This is a genomic window from Erwinia sp. HR93, assembly GCF_034555055.1.
GTDB lineage: Bacteria > Pseudomonadota > Gammaproteobacteria > Enterobacterales > Enterobacteriaceae > Apirhabdus > Apirhabdus apintestini.
Genome location: NZ_JAXUDP010000001.1, coordinates 1,571,668 through 1,588,801 on the forward strand (window position 1 = coordinate 1,571,668; position 17,134 = coordinate 1,588,801).

Annotated in this window: 15 protein-coding genes and 2 pseudogenes; 9 read left to right on the forward strand and 8 right to left on the reverse strand. The window is 53.0% G+C overall.

What is annotated here, in order from left to right; all coding sequences use genetic code 11:
* The first annotated feature begins 497 nt into the window (after nt 1-497).
* The 5 genes from SFA31_RS07245 to SFA31_RS07265 all read left to right on the forward strand — a co-directional run bounded on the left by SFA31_RS07245 (nt 498) and on the right by SFA31_RS07265 (nt 5,228).
* The gene (locus tag SFA31_RS07245) at nt 498-1,238 is read left to right on the forward strand and encodes a prepilin peptidase (protein WP_322837376.1); all 741 of its coding nucleotides are present in this window, start codon (nt 498-500) and stop codon (nt 1,236-1,238) included.
* A 198-nt stretch (nt 1,239-1,436) separates the two neighbouring features.
* Complete coding sequence (gene yacL, locus SFA31_RS07250; RefSeq protein WP_322837377.1) at nt 1,437-1,799, forward strand: protein YacL; 363 nt, start codon at nt 1,437-1,439, stop codon at nt 1,797-1,799.
* Between the two features lie 225 nt (nt 1,800-2,024).
* Nucleotides 2,025-2,984 carry a 2-keto-3-deoxygluconate permease gene (locus tag SFA31_RS07255; protein ID WP_322837378.1) on the forward strand — a complete coding sequence of 320 codons (960 nt, stop codon included), beginning with the start codon at nt 2,025-2,027 and terminating at the stop codon, nt 2,982-2,984.
* Nucleotides 2,981-4,255: a D-threonate kinase gene (dtnK, locus tag SFA31_RS07260; protein ID WP_322837379.1), complete on the forward strand. Its 1,275-nt coding sequence runs from the start codon at nt 2,981-2,983 to the stop codon at nt 4,253-4,255. Before SFA31_RS07255 ends, dtnK begins: the two co-directional genes overlap by 4 nt.
* Nucleotides 4,245-5,228 (forward strand): D-threonate 4-phosphate dehydrogenase, encoded by a 984-nt coding sequence (locus SFA31_RS07265; RefSeq protein WP_322837380.1) that lies wholly within the window; start codon nt 4,245-4,247, stop codon nt 5,226-5,228. The genes dtnK and SFA31_RS07265 overlap by 11 nt, the downstream gene beginning before the upstream one ends.
* A 362-nt stretch (nt 5,229-5,590) precedes the next feature.
* Here the strand turns inward: SFA31_RS07265 and SFA31_RS07270 are convergent, their stop codons facing one another.
* From SFA31_RS07270 to SFA31_RS07285, 4 genes are all read right to left on the reverse strand, one after another.
* A complete protein-coding gene (locus SFA31_RS07270) occupies nt 5,591-6,265 on the reverse strand; it encodes a DUF1120 domain-containing protein (protein ID WP_322837381.1) in 675 nt (224 codons plus the stop codon).
* Between the two features lie 961 nt (nt 6,266-7,226).
* Nucleotides 7,227-8,021, reverse strand: coding sequence for an adenosylmethionine decarboxylase (gene speD / locus SFA31_RS07275; protein ID WP_322837382.1), 795 nt, complete (start codon nt 8,019-8,021; stop codon nt 7,227-7,229).
* 59 nt (nt 8,022-8,080) lie between these two features.
* The gene (gene speE / locus SFA31_RS07280) at nt 8,081-8,938 is read right to left on the reverse strand and encodes a polyamine aminopropyltransferase (protein ID WP_322837383.1); all 858 of its coding nucleotides are present in this window, start codon (nt 8,936-8,938) and stop codon (nt 8,081-8,083) included.
* 98 nt (nt 8,939-9,036) lie between these two features.
* Nucleotides 9,037-9,384 (reverse strand): YacC family pilotin-like protein, encoded by a 348-nt coding sequence (locus tag SFA31_RS07285; RefSeq protein WP_322837384.1) that lies wholly within the window; start codon nt 9,382-9,384, stop codon nt 9,037-9,039.
* 146 nt (nt 9,385-9,530) lie between these two features.
* On the opposite strand from SFA31_RS07285, the gene cueO reads away from it, so the two are divergent.
* Nucleotides 9,531-11,132: a multicopper oxidase CueO gene (cueO, locus tag SFA31_RS07290; protein WP_322837385.1), complete on the forward strand. Its 1,602-nt coding sequence runs from the start codon at nt 9,531-9,533 to the stop codon at nt 11,130-11,132.
* A gap of 106 nt (nt 11,133-11,238) precedes the next feature.
* On the opposite strand, the pseudogene SFA31_RS07295 reads toward cueO, so the two are convergent.
* From SFA31_RS07295 to SFA31_RS07305, 3 genes and pseudogenes are all read right to left on the reverse strand, one after another.
* A pseudogene (locus tag SFA31_RS07295) lies at nt 11,239-11,703 on the reverse strand (amino acid ABC transporter ATP-binding protein); the annotation flags it as partial.
* A complete protein-coding gene (locus tag SFA31_RS07300; protein ID WP_322837386.1) occupies nt 11,678-12,454 on the reverse strand; it encodes an amino acid ABC transporter permease in 777 nt (258 codons plus the stop codon). The pseudogene SFA31_RS07295 and the gene SFA31_RS07300, both read right to left, overlap by 26 nt.
* Before the next feature lie 62 nt (nt 12,455-12,516).
* A pseudogene (locus SFA31_RS07305) lies at nt 12,517-13,270 on the reverse strand (basic amino acid ABC transporter substrate-binding protein).
* A 247-nt stretch (nt 13,271-13,517) separates the two neighbouring features.
* Here SFA31_RS07305 and SFA31_RS07310 point away from each other — a divergent pair.
* From SFA31_RS07310 to SFA31_RS07320, 3 genes are read left to right on the forward strand one after another with little or no spacing between them, the layout of a single operon-like run.
* Nucleotides 13,518-14,582, forward strand: coding sequence for an ABC transporter substrate-binding protein (locus tag SFA31_RS07310; RefSeq protein WP_322837387.1), 1,065 nt, complete (start codon nt 13,518-13,520; stop codon nt 14,580-14,582).
* Nucleotides 14,572-15,576, forward strand: coding sequence for an iron ABC transporter permease (locus SFA31_RS07315; RefSeq protein WP_322837388.1), 1,005 nt, complete (start codon nt 14,572-14,574; stop codon nt 15,574-15,576). Before SFA31_RS07310 ends, SFA31_RS07315 begins: the two co-directional genes overlap by 11 nt.
* Nucleotides 15,576-16,325, forward strand: a complete 750-nt coding sequence (locus SFA31_RS07320; protein ID WP_322839324.1) for an ABC transporter ATP-binding protein — start codon at nt 15,576-15,578, stop codon at nt 16,323-16,325. Before SFA31_RS07315 ends, SFA31_RS07320 begins: the two co-directional genes overlap by 1 nt.
* Here the strand turns inward: SFA31_RS07320 and SFA31_RS07325 are convergent.
* On the reverse strand, nt 16,305-17,030 hold the full coding sequence (locus tag SFA31_RS07325; protein WP_322837389.1) for a substrate-binding domain-containing protein: 726 nt from the start codon (nt 17,028-17,030) through the stop codon (nt 16,305-16,307). The genes SFA31_RS07320 and SFA31_RS07325 overlap by 21 nt on opposite strands.
* Nucleotides 17,031-17,134 lie beyond the last annotated feature (104 nt).

Below are 17,134 nucleotides of genomic sequence, written 5' to 3' on the forward strand. Positions count from 1 at the left end.
CAACAGGTTTTGGCTCTGCCTTATTGTTTTGGGATTTAAATCTCACAAGACTGGCAGAGACTTTTTTTAGGAATTTGGTATGCCCCACTGGGACATCAAAGCAATGCCGCCTTCTATGAAGGCGGATTTTTATTGTCGGTTTTTGCCATTTTTGCGGCGGCGGACATCAGTGGCTTTGACTCAATTCGTTGACGTTGCTTAAAGGAGAACGGTGTTCTTTAGGGGTTTTTAGTGCATTTCCAGAGCGAAATCATACTACTTTTTACTTATGACGAGTTTTTATTGCTAACTAAAAAGTTCTTCTGTGGATACGGTTATCGGCAGCGCGGGTTTTACCTGCCGCTGTTTTATCTCTCAGCTAAAAAGAAAGCCTGCGAAATAAAGCGAAAAAACTGCGGGGTATTTTCAGAAAATGATATCTCAGTTCTAAAAGCGCTTTTCCTGCGTGAAAAACATATTATCTTCATAGCATTGTGATGCCATGGATGGGAAAACAGATGCCGTTGATTCTGGCGATGCTTCTCGGTGCGATTGCCGGTAGCGTATGTAACATGCTGATTTGGCGCCTGCCGAGGATGCTGGCGGGCGGGACGAGTCTCTCTTTATTCTCGCCACCATCTCACTGTCCTCACTGCAAAAGCCCGCTAAAAGCGCGGCACAATCTGCCTGTTATTGGATGGCTGTGGCTGAAGGGGCGCTGTGCCTATTGCCGATACGCAATTGGTGTGCAATATCTGGTTGTCGAGATTTTACTGTCGCTGCTGTTTCTCGCAATAGCCTATAAATGGGGCCAATCGCCAGTTGCCGCTATCAATAGCGTGATGGTAACCGCACTGGTTGCGCTATTTGTTATTGACATGCAAACCATGCTGTTGCCCGATCGCCTGACGCTGAGCGTGGTCATTTTGGCATTTGGTCTATCGACGCTACCCGAATGGAAAGTCAGCGATATTCAGGCCTGCTTTGGTGCAGGCGTCGGCTTTCTTCTTCCCTGGCTTATCAATCGGCTTTTTTTCGCTATTCGAAAAACCGAAGGATTAGGCATGGGGGACATGAAGCTCTTTGCCGGCGCTGGCGCCTGGTTTGGGCCGGAGACGCTATTGTATATTATGGCGATTGCATCGGGGCTGGCTCTGTGCGCGTCATTGCGATTCAGGAAAGAAATGCGCCATCAGCCGCAGCCATTCGGGCCGTGGATTGTTTCGGCTATGCTGGGTTGGTTATTGATAGTGGCGTGAGATCAACGGGATATTGTGAACTGACTGTGGGCGAAAAGACTATTCAGTCATACTGTGTATGGCTGTGCTGTATGTTTCATCTCCAGAATGCAGCCGCGCCGGTTAAGCGGATATTTTGATGTAAAATGAGCGTAATCGCCGCAGGATGCCTGCGTCTGAGAAATATATCGTTATAAAGAGTAGAGGCGAGCCTGAATTATGGATTATGAATTTTTACGTGATGTGACGGGGGCGGTAAAAGTCCGGATGTCAATGGGCCATGAAGCTCTTGGGCACTGGTTTAACGAGGAGGTAAAAGGCTCTCTTTCCCTTCTTAACACCGTAGAGCAGGCGGCGCGTTCCGTAATCGGGAGCGAGCGTCACTGGCAGCATACCGGGCATGAATACACGCTGTGGCTGGATGGTGAAGAGGTAATGATTCGTGCCAATCAACTGGATTTTTCCGGTGATGAAATAGAGGAAGGTATGTGTTATTACGATGAAGAAAGCCTTTCGTTATGCGGGGTTGAAGATTTTTTACGCGTAGTAAATGCTTATCGAACGTTTGTTAACGAGCGTTAGTTCGATTACGCTACCTGCCGAGCCTGCCGAGCCTGCCGAGCCTGCCGAGCCTGCACCCTATTTATCTCTTACCTCCGTTTTCATCGTTAATCACTGCACGCACTGTTCTGCAGCGCTCTAAATCTATTGATTTAACTCAATCATAAAAGAGTTGTGATCCGCTTCATTTACTTGTCGATTTGATTGAATATAATCAAACTGATTTTTATTAATCAGGCGGTGGTTATGAAGATAAAAGCGTCAATAGAAAAAATTCCTGGCGGGATGATGATCGTCCCTTTAGTACTCGGTGCCCTGATCAATACATTTGCGCCTGAGGCATTACAGGTGGGCGGGTTTACCACTGCGCTGTTCAAGAACGGTGCACCGGCGCTGTTAGGGGCTTTTCTGCTCTGTATGGGGGCGGGAATTCATATTAAGGCGGCGCCTAAATCATTACTTATCGGCGGCGGTATTACGTTGACAAAATTTGTCGTGGCCGTCGCGTTTGGTTTTATTGTAGAAAAAGCTTTTGGCGCGAACGGCATTTGGGGACTTTCTTCGGTAGCGATTATTGCGGCGATGAGTAATACCAATGGTGGACTATATGCCGCGCTGGCCGGGGAGTTTGGGCAGCAAAATGAGGTCGGTGCCACGCCGTTAATGTCACTCAGCGATGGCCCGATTCTCACCATGATTGCACTCGGCTCGGCGGGAATGGCGAACATTCCCATCATGTCGATTGTCGTCGTCATCATTCCCATGTTAATCGGTATGCTGCTTGGTAACCTCGATGCGCAAATGCGGGATTTCCTCTCTAAAGGCGGCCCTTTATTAATCCCTTTCTTTGCATTCGCGTTGGGAACCAGTATTGATTTAGGCATGCTGCTTAAGGGCGGCATTGCGGGGATTTTATTAGGCGTGTTAACCACACTATTGGGCGGATTTTTCAATATCAAAGTTGACCGGCTGTTGGGAGGAACCGGAATTGCCGGTGCCGCAGCGTCCAGCACCGCGGGAAACGCGGTGGCAACGCCACTGGCGATTGCTACCGCTGACCCTTCTCTGGCGAAGGTGGTCGCTGCCGCTACGCCTTTGGTTGCGACATCGGTGATTGTCACTGCGATTTTGACTCCAATGCTGACTTCATGGGTAGCAAAGCGTAATCGACGGACGATGCGGGTAGAGGGAGGAAAAGTAGCGTGAAAATGATAGTCATTGCCGATGATTTTACCGGCGCGAATGATACCGGCGTTCAGCTTGCAAAAAAAGGGGCCAGAACCGATGTACTCCTGAGAAGCGATGGCGCTATCTCCCGGCATGCAGACGTACTGGTGGTGAATACGGAAAGCCGGGCGCTGCCGGCGGAATGGGCAGCAGAAGCCGTCAGTCAGGCGCTGCGCGCCTGGTGTCAGAGCGAGCAAACCGTACCGATTATCTATAAAAAAATTGATTCGACCTTTCGCGGCAACATTGGAGCGGAAATTACGGCGGCGATGCAAGTCAGCGGTAAACGACTGGCGTTGATTGCCGGCGCTATTCCCGCTGCCGGAAGAATTACCCGCAACGGCGAGTGCCTTGTTAATCATGTTCCACTGCTGGAGACCGAGTTTGCCAGCGATCCGCGCACGCCGATCGTCTCTTCACGCATTGCAACACTGATTGGGCTGCAAAGCGCGTTACCCGTTTATGAATGTTCTTTGGAGCAGGTTCGCAGTGGTGCGCTGGCCGATCGCTTAATACAAATAGCCGGCAAAGAGAGAGCGCTGATCGTGCTGGATGCAGAGCAGGAAAGTGATTTGCAGGCCATCGCGCTGGCGGCATTTCAATTGCCGGAAGTTCCCCTGCTGGTTGGCGCAGCCGGGCTTGCGAATGCGCTTCCTGCGGAGCGATATCTGACGCCATTGCAACAATTGCCTGTCCTCGTTATCGCGGGTTCAATGAGTGAAGCTACCCGACGTCAGGTGGAGCAGGCGCAGCGGCAGGGGCGTCTCGACGTGGTTGATGCGGATGTCGAATGCCTGCTATCGCCGCAGGCTGATGCCCATAGCGCGCATATTATTGAAGCCGCCTGCGAAATTTTACTGCGCCAGCGCCACTGTGCAATTCGCACCAGTCGCCGCGCCGACGATCGGAATAACATTGAGGCATTAGCCGCGCGCTATGCGCTGGATAGGGAAGAATTAGGTGCGCGGTTAAGCCAGCGAATAGGCGACATTACGCTGGCAATACTCGAACGTACGCGAACCGGTGGGCTGTTTTTAACCGGCGGTGATATGGCGACCGCGGTTGCGAATGCGCTGGGAGCAGAAGGATACCGGATCCAGCGCGAGGTGGCTCCCTGTATTCCCTGTGGCACCTTTATTAATAGCGAGATAGACGATCTGCCGGTTATCACAAAAGCCGGGGGATTTGGAAGTGACAACACGCTGTGTGACGCGCTTTATTTTATTGAGGAGATGTATCGTGGTCAGTAAAACTGTTGCTGTAACGATGGGCGATCCTGCGGGAATCGGTCCGGAAATTATACTTAAAGCGCTGAGTGAAACCGAACTCGCCGGTGCGCCGGTTGTGGTGGTGGGATGTTTGAGCACACTGCAGCGCTTACAGCATGCCGGTATCGGCGAAGCCGTAACGCTGTGCCCCATCCAGCACGCCGCCGACGCGCATTTTTCTCCGGATAAAATTCACGTTATCGATGAGCCACTGGCCGATCCTGATGCGCTGATACCGGGGAAAGTGCAGCCTGAGGCGGGAGATTTAGCATATCGCTGCGTGAAACGAGCAACTGAAATGGCGATGGCGGGTGAGGTGCAGGCTATTGCGACCGCGCCGCTGAATAAAGAAGCGCTGCATTTAGCCGGGCATCTTTATCCCGGACACACCGAGCTGCTGGCCACGCTTACGGAAAGCCGTGATTATGCGATGGTGCTCTATACCGATAAATTAAAAGTGATCCACGTTACCACGCATATCGCATTACGTAAGTTTCTGGATACCTTAAACCAGCCGCGTATTGAAACCGTGATAGGGCTAGCGGATAGTTTTTTGAAACGGGTGGGATACCAAAAGCCGCGTATCGCTGTGGCGGGCGTTAACCCGCATGCGGGTGAACACGGCCTTTTTGGTGATGAAGAGGCGCGTTTTGTTACGCCCGCAATTGAAGCATGCGCCGCACGGGGGATAAACGTATCCGGCCCCTGCCCGCCGGATACTGTGTTTCTTCAGGCGCACGAAGGACTGTACGATATGGTTGTCGCGATGTATCACGACCAGGGGCATATTCCATTAAAACTACTTGGTTTCTATGATGGCGTGAACATTACTGCGGGGCTGCCTTTTATCCGTACCTCCGCCGATCACGGGACCGCGTTTGATATCGCCTGGCAGGGAAAAGCAAATGCCGCCAGTATGGCGACCTCTATTCATCTGGCGATGCAGTTAGCCTAGTTGCGTAAAAAACGCCCGGTTGATGGAAGCTTCTTCTGCCGGGCGGTTTGCTTCCACCGGTAGATTTCAGTAAGCGCTTAACCCTTTTCATCAGATGCTGATGAATTTTATAAGTTTCCGATCGGAAACAGGCCAGTACCGCAATGTTTTCTGATTCAGGTTTAGCAAAAGAAGAAAAGGCTGTCAGAGATAGCGGCACCCTGTACGGTTTGCCATAGATTGGCAGGTTAATATCAGCCTGGGATTTGCGGCGATACGTGCAGACGGAATAGCAGGGGGCGCAGCATCTAAATTGCCGATGCTGCGCAAATCTATTAAGCGAAATAATTAAAGATAGAATAGCTCGATAGACATTTGTCCGTTCAGGTGAATTGCCTGGCTGACGTTACCCAGCTCGGATACTTTATTAATATTTGCCTGCAGCGCCAGCGGTGCTGAAAAGGTGGTGAATTTAAGCGGCGTATTTCCGCCACCTTCGGTGCTCCGCCATGAAAGGACGGTTTGTTGCCGGCCACCCATGGGCCGCTCAAATTCGTGACAAGTTCCAAATCGCTCCACGAACCGCCGCTATCTTTACTGATCAATGTGTTTAATGGGTGCGGCTGGCCGTCGATGATAGCTTTGGTGGTATTCAGAATAGCCTGGTAATTACCGATCAACTTGCCTTCACTTGTTAAACCTAGCCCGTTTATTAAGTTTGCCGTCGCGCCGCGATTGAACGTGAAGTTCAAGGTTTTTGGCATGGCTACGGCGCTGCTTGCCTGCGCGTCAGAGACGCGAAGGCCTACAAATGTTGGCGCTTCGCATGTAATAGAGAAGTCCAGTCGTTTCTCTGGCAGCGTGGTATAGCTATCCGGTGAAAGCGTACTGGTGACTATTGTGCCGTAATCAAATGTGCCGCCACCCAATAAACTGGGAGTACAGGCAACCGGCACAATAGTACCGATAACTTTAACATCTACGCTATCGGCGGCTACGGCGCTATTAATATTTAAGGCCGCTGCCAGTATAGCGAGGGGAAAATAAATCCTTTTCATTATTCATATCCTCCCTGAAACTCTTATGAGGGTGTGTTCATTGAAGAAAAATCTCAATGCATGGCGATAAATATATGCATCGATTCTTGAATTTAAAAGGGAGTAATTTAATGTGTAAACGGTTCCCTTATCATGCATTTATATCTAATAAATATATGTTGTCAATAGTTCAAATTAATTCTATGTTAGCGTGATGGGAAGATGATTTTATTTTAATTTTTTGAAAAATAAGTGATTTTTAATTAATTTATTTATATGGTTAACTCTGTGTAAAAAGTGTGAAAGCTACTTTTTAAGAATAGTCATTCAGCGATTTCCCGCATACTATGAATTCACGGCTGTGAAATTTTAACAATATATTGCTATTAGGTTAATTCTAAACTCGAATAGGGAGGAAGACACAAGTGCAGACAATGTTTTTTCATTAAGCTGGCAAAACATGTTTCATATCGCTGCGCCCGGGGTTCTATCTTTTTCTGTTGCCTGGTATTTAGCCAGTGAATATCTGCTCGCCTAATTGAGGTATATATCTGAACTACTTGCTCAGGTGAAGGAGACGTTTGCTTTCATCAGCCCCTCTGGAAGGAGACTGAAAATTAGCGTAATCGGGGCCGAAGAGGCTCTTTTATTGGGGGCAGCGCATCTGCCTTCGCGCCAGGTATCGTCACAGCTTCGGCTGTTTTATATCACCTTCCAGAAAAGATTATGCGTAGCGGCAGAGCGCTGAGGCTGTTTTGTAGGATACGGCCTGTATCGAAGAATTTACGTTCGGCGCGCACGCTGGCAGCGTGATGTTATGAGATAGCGTTACGGCTAGTGCGAAATAGGTCAGATGCGACGACTATTGGGCCAGAGGGCGTTTTTACCGGACATAGTGTGGTGAAAAACGCTGGCCATTGAATTGATGATGCTACTTTAAAAAGCGGTAATAACCACCTTGCCGCAGGCGGTTATCTTGAGATCACACGCTGGGGATGTTGTGTCCGTAGTAAATTTCGCGCATCTCTTTCCACAATAACTGGGTAATTGCATCGCGCTCTGCAGCGGTAAGATCTTGTGGCCGGGTGTGGAACATATAGTGTTTTAAATCAAAGGCTTTTAAAAGCATCTTGGTATGAAAGATGTTTTCCTGATAGACATTGACATCCGTCATGTCATACAGCGCTTTCATATCCTGCGGCATAAAGTTTTGGATGGAGTTGATATCATGGTCGATAAAATGCTTCTTTCCTTTTACATCGCGGGTAAATCCCCGCACGCGATAATCAATAGTGACAATATCTGATTCAAGCTGATGGATTAGGTAGTTCAGGGCATTGAGCGGCGAAATTACGCCGCAGGTGGATACTTCGATATCTGCGCGAAAAGTGCATAATCCGCTGCGAGGATCGCTTTCGGGATAGGTATGTACGCAAATATGACTTTTATCTAAATGCGCGACTACGCTGCCCGGCAGCGGACCGGGGTGCTCGCTGGTGTCAATCAGCTTCGAATCGATAGGTTCTTCGCACATTAAAATGGTGACGCTGGCGCCCTGAGGATCGTAATCCTGGCGCGCAACGTTCAGAATATTCGCGCCAATTATCGTGCAGGTTTCGGTAAGGATTTCTGTGAGCCGGTTAGCGTTGTACAGCTCATCAATATAGGCGATATATCCATCGCGTTCTTCTGCTGTTTTGACATAGCAGATATCGTAAATACAAAAACTGAGACTTTTCGTCAGATTATTAAAGCCGTGCAGTTTGATTTTATTCAATTTGGCTCACCTCCTTAACAGTATGTCAGGGTATTAGGGATCCATAGCGGGTGGTCAGGTTAAGCGTTAAGCGCATCCAGTAAATATTGCGGCAGTGCGAATGCTGCGCAGTGTATTGCCGGATTATAGTAGCGGCAGCGTAGGCCGGCCCGGTGAAAACGGGCCTGAATGGTATCAGGCTGCAAATGGCGCAGCGCTTCGTTATCCGTCGCCCAGGCAAAAACCATAGGGCCGCCGTAATAAGTGGGAACCGCCGCCTGATAAAAGCTGGCATCGGCAAAAGTATGGCTCAGCCGGTGATAACTCTCTTGTGCTTCATCCTGCTGCAGAAAACAAACGCCGTTTTGGGCGACGAAAACACCGCCCGGGTTCAGGCAGCGCCGACAGCCGGTATAAAACTCAGAGGTAAAAAGCGATGCGCCTGGTCCGATAGGATCGGTGCAATCAGAAATAATGACATCAAATGTGCGCTGAGTCTGGGTAACGAAATTGACGCCGTCATCAATGATTAGATTCAGCCTGGGATCGTCATAAGCGCCGGCGCTGTGGCGGGGCAGATACTGGCGACAAAAATCGATGACGCTGGCATCTATCTCCACCATCGTGACGGTTTCTACGTCCTGATGGCGACACACCTCGCGTAGCATACCGCCATCGCCGCCGCCGATAATCAATACGTGTTTTACATGCCCGTGAGCCAGTAGCGGTACGTGAGTCAGCATCTCATGGTAAATAAATTCATCGCGCTCGGTAGTTTGTATCACGCCATCAAGCGCCATCACCCGGCCAAAGGCGGCATTTTCAAAAATAATCAGATCCTGAAGCGCGGTACGTTCGCGATAGAGTACGCGATCGACGCTAAAGTATTGGCCAAACTGCGGATGCAGCGTTTCATTCCATACGGTGAGATCGCACATAATACGCCCCTTTGTTAACGTATGGTTAAAGATAACGCAACATGGTAGCTAACAATAGCCCGGCATGCACGGTTATTGTTAGCAGGGTAAAGCGAGGATTATTTTACGTAGGCTAATAAGTTAAAGGAGTCGCGCGCCAGCGCTTTGCATTTTTTAGATCTGGCGATGGCGATGCCGCTGAGGTCGCGATAGCTATCTTCGCCCAGCGCTTTCATGTTGAAACTCTCGTAATTGCTCAGATCCCACTGATTTTGCTCGGCAAAAAATACCAGCGCACGGCGGATTAGGTTGTTAGGCAGGTTCTGGTAGCCGCAATCATTTTTGAGATAAACGAATACCGCCGTGAGATCGGCGATATCTTCCGCTTCAGATTCGCTTAATGCCTGGCTGGTGGCGGAAAACCCTAACAGACTGCCCAGCAGGGCTACCTGGATCAACTTCTTCATGACATCTACCGACAATGAACAGAACTTTCACGTTAGCATATTTCTTTACCGTTCGGCGTTCCTTTATTCCGAACCGCATTTCTTGACCTTACCGTTAGGGGAGGGTTTATGCTGCCGGCGGTTATCTTTTATCCAAGGAATAGCATATGCAGCGTCGTGATTTTTTGAAATATTCCGCCGCCTTGGGCGCCGTTAGCGCCTTCCCTTTTATCAGTCGTGCGGCACAGCCGCTTACGCGTCCGACGCTGCCGATCCCGGCGCTGCTTGAACCCGATGCCCGCGGGCGCGTGACGCTTATCGCTCAGGCGGGCAAAACAGCATTCAATGGCAAAGATGCCGCCACGTGGGGCTATAACGGCGCGCTATTAGGGCCGGCGCTGCGCGTGCGGCAGGGGCAAAATGTCAGTGTTGATATTCACAATCGTTTACCCGAAGCGACGACGGTGCACTGGCATGGGCTGGAAATCCCGGGTGACGTTGACGGCGGGCCGCAGGGTGTTATTGCTCCCGGCGCTATGCGGCAGGTGAGTTTTACGCCGCAGCAGCCTGCGGCTACCTGCTGGTTTCATCCGCATCAGCACGGCAAAACCGGGCACCAGGTGGCGATGGGGCTGGCGGGGCTGGTGCTGATTGAGGACGAAGCCAGCCGCAAACTAATGCTGCCCCGGCAGTGGGGAATTGATGACATTCCGCTCATTATCCAGGACAAACGGTTTGATGCGCGCGGGCAGATTGATTATCGGCTCGATACCATGACTGCCGCCGTGGGCTGGTTTGGCGATACGTTATTGTGTAATGGCGTTAACTATCCTCAGCACGCAGCGCCGCGAGGCTGGCTACGCCTGCGTATATTGAATGGCTGTAATGCGCGTTCTTTGATGATAACGACCAGCGATAAACGACCGCTCTATGTAATCGGCAGCGACGGCGGCTTGCTGAGTGAGCCGGTAAAACTGGATGCGCTGCCTGTGCTGATGGGCGAACGTTTTGAGGTACTGGTCGAAGTAAGCGGGGCCACGGCCTTTGATATTCTCACGCTGCCCGTGAAGCAAATGGGGATGGTGGTGGCGCCGTTTGACAAACCGGTGCCCGTGGCGCGTATTCAGCCCGTTACTGCGATGGCGCCCGGCGCGCTGCCGGACACGCTGGTGAAGCTGCCACCTGTGCCGAAGGCAGAGGGGGCGCAGGAGCGCTGGCTCCAGCTTATGATGGACCCCATGCTTGATATGATGGGCATGCAGGCGCTGCAGGATAAGTACGGACCTCAGGCGATGGCGGGAATGTCGCACGGGGAAATGGCTAAGATGCACGGCAAGGCATCGCATGCGGGAATGAAAGATGCGCACATGGGGCAGGCGAGCATGGCGCATCACCGGAGCGGCCAGGGGAATAGTGCGGGCTTTGATTTATTCAGCGCGAATAAAATTAACGGCAAAGCCTTCGACATGAATAAGCCCGCGTTTCAGGCCGCGCGCGGTGAGTATGAACGCTGGGTTATTTCCGGCGAAGGCGACATGATGCTGCATCCTTTCCATATTCACGGCGCGCAATTCCGTATTGTTTCGGAAAACGGTCGTGCCGTCGCGCCGCATCGTCAGGGCTGGAAAGACATTGTGCAGGTTGAGGGCGCACGCAGCGAAGTGCTGGTGCGGTTTAATCACGCCGCTGCCGCCGAATGCGCGTACATGGCGCACTGCCATTTGCTGGAACATGAAGATACCGGCATGATGCTTGGTTTTACGGTGTAACGTTGCGCAGATTGCGGGCAGAGAAACGTTTTAATGTAGAACAGAAAAAACAGCCCGGCGTTAAGCCGGGCTGTGCGGAAGTCGGCTCATCAAAGAGCATGATTTAGGGTCGCATCGCCAGCGCGCGGGCAATTGCCACCCGCTGCTGCTGCCCGCCTGACAGGCTCGATGGCCAGGCATCGCGTTTATCGCTGAGTCCGACCTTTACTAACAGCTCTTCGGCAAAGATAACCGCATCATTGCGCGTCATGCCGCGCAGCGACATCGGCGCCATCAGCAGATTCTCCAGCACCGTCATGTGCGGGAACAGGTTAAAACGCTGGAAGACTATGCCCACGCTTTCACGCAGCTTATTGAGATCGGTGTTCTTATCGTGCACGGCAAAACCGTTCACCACCACTTCGCCTCCCGTCACGCTTTCCAGCGCGTTCATGCAGCGAAGAAATATGCTTTTCCCGGAGTCGGATGGGCCTATCACGCAGACCACTTTCTGCGGTTGAATCTCGCAGTCGATGCCGCGGAGCACGTGGCTGTCACCGAAATGCTTATGCAGATTTTTTATGTGAATCACTTTTGCCAAACCTCTTTTCCAGACGGTTAACCAGCTGCGCCAGCACGAACGTTATGACCCAGTACACAAGGGAAATGGTCAGGTAGGGGTCCCAGTAGGTGGCATTAGCCCCCGACACCGTACGCGCGGCGTAGGCCAGATCGGCAAGCCCTATCGCCGAAGCCAGCGAGGAGTCTTTGACGGTGGCAATTGCGTTATTACCCGGCGGCGGCAGGATGCGGCGGAAAGCCTGAGGGAGGATCACCTTGCGCATGGTTTTCCACCAAGACATACCGAGCGCGCGTGAGGCTTCCCTCTGTCCTTTATCGATCGACTGGATGCCCGCACGGAAAATTTTGGAAACATAAGCATCCGCATTGAGCGTAATGGCGACGATACATGACAAAAACGCGCCGTAGTTCGAGCGCAGCTCGCGGGCAAAATCGCTGCTCATCACGCCGCTTGTCACCAGTAACCCCTCTCGCGGGTTGATGAATAACGGCACCAGCGCAAAGTGCACCACCGCGATCTGCACAAACAGCGGCGTGCCGCGAAATGCGCTGACGTAAAAACGCACCGGAAACTGCACCAGGTAACGAAGCACATATTTCCACGGTCCGTGCTCGGCTTTCGCCATTTGCCCAAGTCCGCGCGTCAGCCCCCACAGCGTGCCGAGGATCGCGCAGATAATGGTGCATTTGAGGGTCATTATCGCGCCATCCACGAACAGCGGGCCATACTCCTCGATAATTTCCCAACGGAATTCCGTCATAGTTTATCCCTGAAAAAAACGGCGACCGTCCACAGAGGCGATTGCCGTAACATTACTAATGATTACTGCGCCGGTAACCCAGGTACGTCGGCATCAAACCAGATCTGATAGATTTTGGCGTAGGTGCCGTCGGCAACGATTTTCTTCAGTCCGGCGTTCAGCTTGTTGAGCAGCGCAGCGTTGCCTTTAGCCACAGCGATACCAAAATACTGGCGCGCGAATTTGGCGTTCGGCACCAGTTTGAACTGTTTCTCCGGGGGCTGTTTAATGTAGTACTTCACCACGCCGACGTCGCCCACCGCCGCGCTCACGCCGTCTTCAAACAGCCCCTGTAACATCAGCGGCGTGTTGTCGAAGCGTTTGATGGCGGTACTGTTTTTGCCGAGCACGTCAGATACCACGATATCGCCGGTGCTGGAATTCACGACGCCGACTTTCTGATCTTTCAGGTCTGCCAGCGGGCCCGCTTTCGAATTCTTTGGCACCACAATGGACTGCTCTGCCGGGAAGTACGGTGCCGAGAAATCGACCATCTGCTTACGCTTGTCGGTGATGGTGATGCCGGAAATGATGATGTCGCGATCGCCGGAGTTCAGGGTCGCGAAAATCCCCTCCCACGGCGTATTGACCAGTTTGATATCGAAGTTTTCGGCTTTCGCGATGGCCTTAATCAGATAGATATCGAAGCCTTCCTGCTGCTTCTGATTATTTTCAAACTCAAACGGGCGATAGATTCCGCCCGCGCCCACTACTATAGGTTTTTGCTGCCGCGTGTGCGCTGAGCGCGAGGGCCGCCGTGAGGCAGCAGGCTTTCATTCATTTACCGATTATATTAGTGCATTTTTATGTGTTTAATTTGCATAAAAACACATAAATTATTGGCCTTATGCAACATGCGCAGCGGGGAATAACGCCGGGTTATCGTGGTTCATCTTTTTCTGCCATCACCGATAAATCGTTAGGTTCTGTTGATCCAGAAGGGGTATTCGGCCCGAAAGGTTTGCACTCCGCATCGCTATATAATTTAATGCATAGCGATTATTTCCCTTCTCAGAGCACATTTATGTCCAGACTACACCGCCTTTCTCTTTGTACTGCCCTTGCCTTTGGCACGCTGTTCACCGTCAATGCGGCGCACGCCGATCGTACCGTTACCGACCAGCTGGGTCGCCAGGTCACGCTGCCCGATCGTGTCAATCGCGTGGTGGTGCTTCAGCATCAGACGCTGAACCTGCTGGTACAGCTCAATGCTCAGGATGACGTGGTCGGCGTGCTGAGCAGCTGGAAGAAACAGCTTGGCCCGCAGTTCGCCCGCTTTATACCGAAGATTGCTACCCTGCCGATGCCCGGCGATCTGACTCAGGCCAATATCGAGAGCCTGCTGGCGCTGCATCCGCAGGTGGTTTTTGTCGCAAACTACGCCCCGACAGAAATGATTCAGCAGATTCAGAATGCCGGTATTCCGGTGGTGGCCGTTTCTCTGCGTGAAGACGCCGCTGGCGAAAAGAATAAAATGAACCCGACGATGGCGAACGAAGAGCAGGCCTACAACGACGGGCTGAAACAGGGGATCCGCCTGATCGGTAACGTGGTGGAACGTTCGAAAGAAGCCGAGCAGCTGATTAACTACACCTTCACCGCGCGGGCAAAAGCCAATGCCCCAGTGGCAGATATTCCGCAGGATAAAAAAGTCCGCGTCTATATCGCGAACCCGGACCTTAACACCTACGGCTCCGGAAAATATACCGGCCTGATGATGGAGCACGCCGGAGCGCTGAACGTCGCGGCAGCCACGGTGAAAGGCGCGCGCCAGGTTTCACTGGAGCAGGTTTTGCAGTGGAATCCTCAGGTAATTTTCGTCCAGGACCGCTATCCGCAGGTAGTGAAGCAGATTGAAAACGATCCACAGTGGCAGGCTATTGATGCCGTCAAAAATCATCGCGTCTGGCTTATGCCGGAATACGCCAAAGCATGGGGTTATCCAATGCCGGAAGCGCTGGCGATTGGCGAACTGTGGATGGCGAAAAAGCTCTATCCGGAACGCTACAACAGCGTCGACGTCGATAAACAGGCGCAGGATTACTATCAGCGCTTTTATCGCGTGAACTGGACAGCGGATGCTCAGTGAAGCCCGCTTTCGCGGCCTGCAATCTGCGCTAATCCTCTTCACGCTGCTGCTGGCGTTGATTTCCCTCTGTCTCGGTCAGTATCACCTGCCGCTGAGCGAGGTGATTTCACGCCTGCTTCATCCTCAGCAACAGGCGGATATCGCCAGCCAGATCGTCTGGTCAGTACGTCTGCCGCGCGTGCTGATGGCATTTATGTGCGGTGCCGCGCTGGGACTCAGCGGTGCCACTTTGCAGGGCGTGTTTCGCAACCCTCTGGTTGATCCGCACATTATCGGCGTGACGTCCGGGGCCGCTTTCGGCGGCACGCTGGCGATCCTTCTGGGGCTGAGCCCCTTGCTGATGATGGGCTCTACCTTTGGGTTTGGCCTGGCAGCGCTCGGGCTGGTGTATCTGATAGCCACGCTCCAGGGGCGCGAAAGCACGCTGGTGCTGATCCTCTCCGGCATTATTCTCAGCGGCTTTTTCGCCGCACTGGTGAGCCTGATGCAGTACATGGCGGATACCGAAGAAGTGCTGCCGAACATCGTCTTCTGGCTGCTCGGCAGCTTCGCCACCGCCAGCTGGCATAAAATCTCGCTGATCGTTGTGCCCGTCCTGCTAGCCGGTGGCGTTTTGTTCGCCCTGCGCTGGCGCATCAACCTGCTGTCGTTGGATGAAAAAGATGCCCGTGCGCTTGGCGTGTCGGTCAGGTCATTACGGCGAGTCGTACTGATATGCTGCGCATTGCTGGTCGCCGCTCAGGTTGCCGTCAGCGGCAGCATTGCCTGGACCGGGCTGGTGATCCCGCATCTGGCGCGATTATTCGTGGGAGCCGATCATCGCCGCCTGCTGCCGACCGCCTTCTGGCTTGGCGGCGCGTTTATGGTGGCTGTAGACGACTTGGCCCGCACGCTGACCGCCGCCGAAATCCCGATCGGCATCATCACCGCGCTGGTCGGCGCGCCGGTGTTCACCTTTTTGCTGATCTACAGCAACCGCAGGAGTGCCCGATGATTGCCGCCTCTTTATCCGTCAGTGAATTGCTGTACGGCCACGGCAGTCCGCTGTTTTCGCCGCTGAGTTTTACCTGCCAGCCCGGAGACATCTGGGCCGTGCTCGGTGCCAACGGGCGTGGGAAAAGCACATTGCTGGAGACATTTACCGGGGCTCTGCCCGCGCTGGGTGGCAAGCTGACGGTGGAAGGCGGCGTGAGCATCGTCCCGCAGTCGTTCCATCCGGCCTTTGCCTGGCAGGTTCAGGATGTAGTGCTGATGGGCCGCGCCCGTCACGTCGGGCTCTTTTCTCAGCCAACGGTGGAAGATAAGCGACAGGTCATGCTCGCCCTGGAGCAGCTCAGTATCGGTTCACTGGCGGGCCGGACGTTTGGTGCACTCTCCGGCGGCCAGCAGCAGCTGGTGATGATCGCGCGCGCGCTGGTCAGCGGCAGCCAGAATATTTTGCTCGACGAGCCCTGCTCCGCGCTTGATTTGTCGAACCAGCAGGTGGTGTTACAGCTCATCAGCCATCTGGCGCATCGCCAGCAGCGCAGCGTCATTTTTACCACTCACGATCCGACGCATGCGTTGCAGGTCGCAAGCCATACGCTGCTGCTATTGCCAGAGGGAAAATGGCTGGCAGGAGAAACGCCGGAAATCGTAACGGAGAAACATCTGCTGGACGCCTACGGCGTGCCGGTTCGCACCCTGACGCTGGAGAATTATCCGCGCCAGGTGATAGCCCCTTTATTCACCATCGAGCGTTAAAAAGCCTGCCTGACGTAAAAATGTCTGCCCGTCGGGGCCGACGATGAACCGCGCCAATGGCTCCGCGTTCGCATTTATCAGCGCCAGCTGGTATTCGCAGCGCGTCTGGAATTCATCGGGGATCGCGAGGATGCGCAGATCGTCGGTGTTTTCCAGCGCCTGCGCATAGTGCGCGTAGCCGATAAACAGATCGGTGAGGTTTTGACGAATCAGCCACGCGCTGGCGATTTCGCCTACCGGAACCGAAAGGGATTCCCTTCCGCCAACCAGCATCTGCGCCCTGGCTTTTAGCGTCAGCGCCGGGTAACGCGCTTCAAGCCGCGTGAACAACTGCCAGGTGTAATCTCCGGACGGATCGCAGCCGGGCGTTGAGGTGCCTAGGCGTAACGCCGGGTTCGCCAGCAGCGCCAGCCAGTCGGCGTTTTCGGTCTGCGCCGTTTTTCGTGCCGTCAGATTGAGACGATTAAAAGCAAACGTCTCTGCCGCCTGCGCGCGTCCGCTGTTTAGCAGCGTTTGCGGATGCAGTGTATTAGCCGATGCAAATAAATCGCAGCGCTCTCCGGCCTCTATGCGCTCACGCAGCAGGCCTGCCGGGCCAAAATCAATCTTAACGGGGATGCCCGTTGACGCGCTGAACTGCTGACATAAAGGAATAAATGCTCGCTTCAGGCTTCCGGCGGCAAGAATATACAGCGGCATGCTCATGTGAAAACCTCAAATCCATCACAGGCGTATCTTAACCTCCGCAGCGAAGAACGCCAGCCTTACCTGGCGTTACACCTTAAGGGTTTCTGGTCTTACCCCATCCC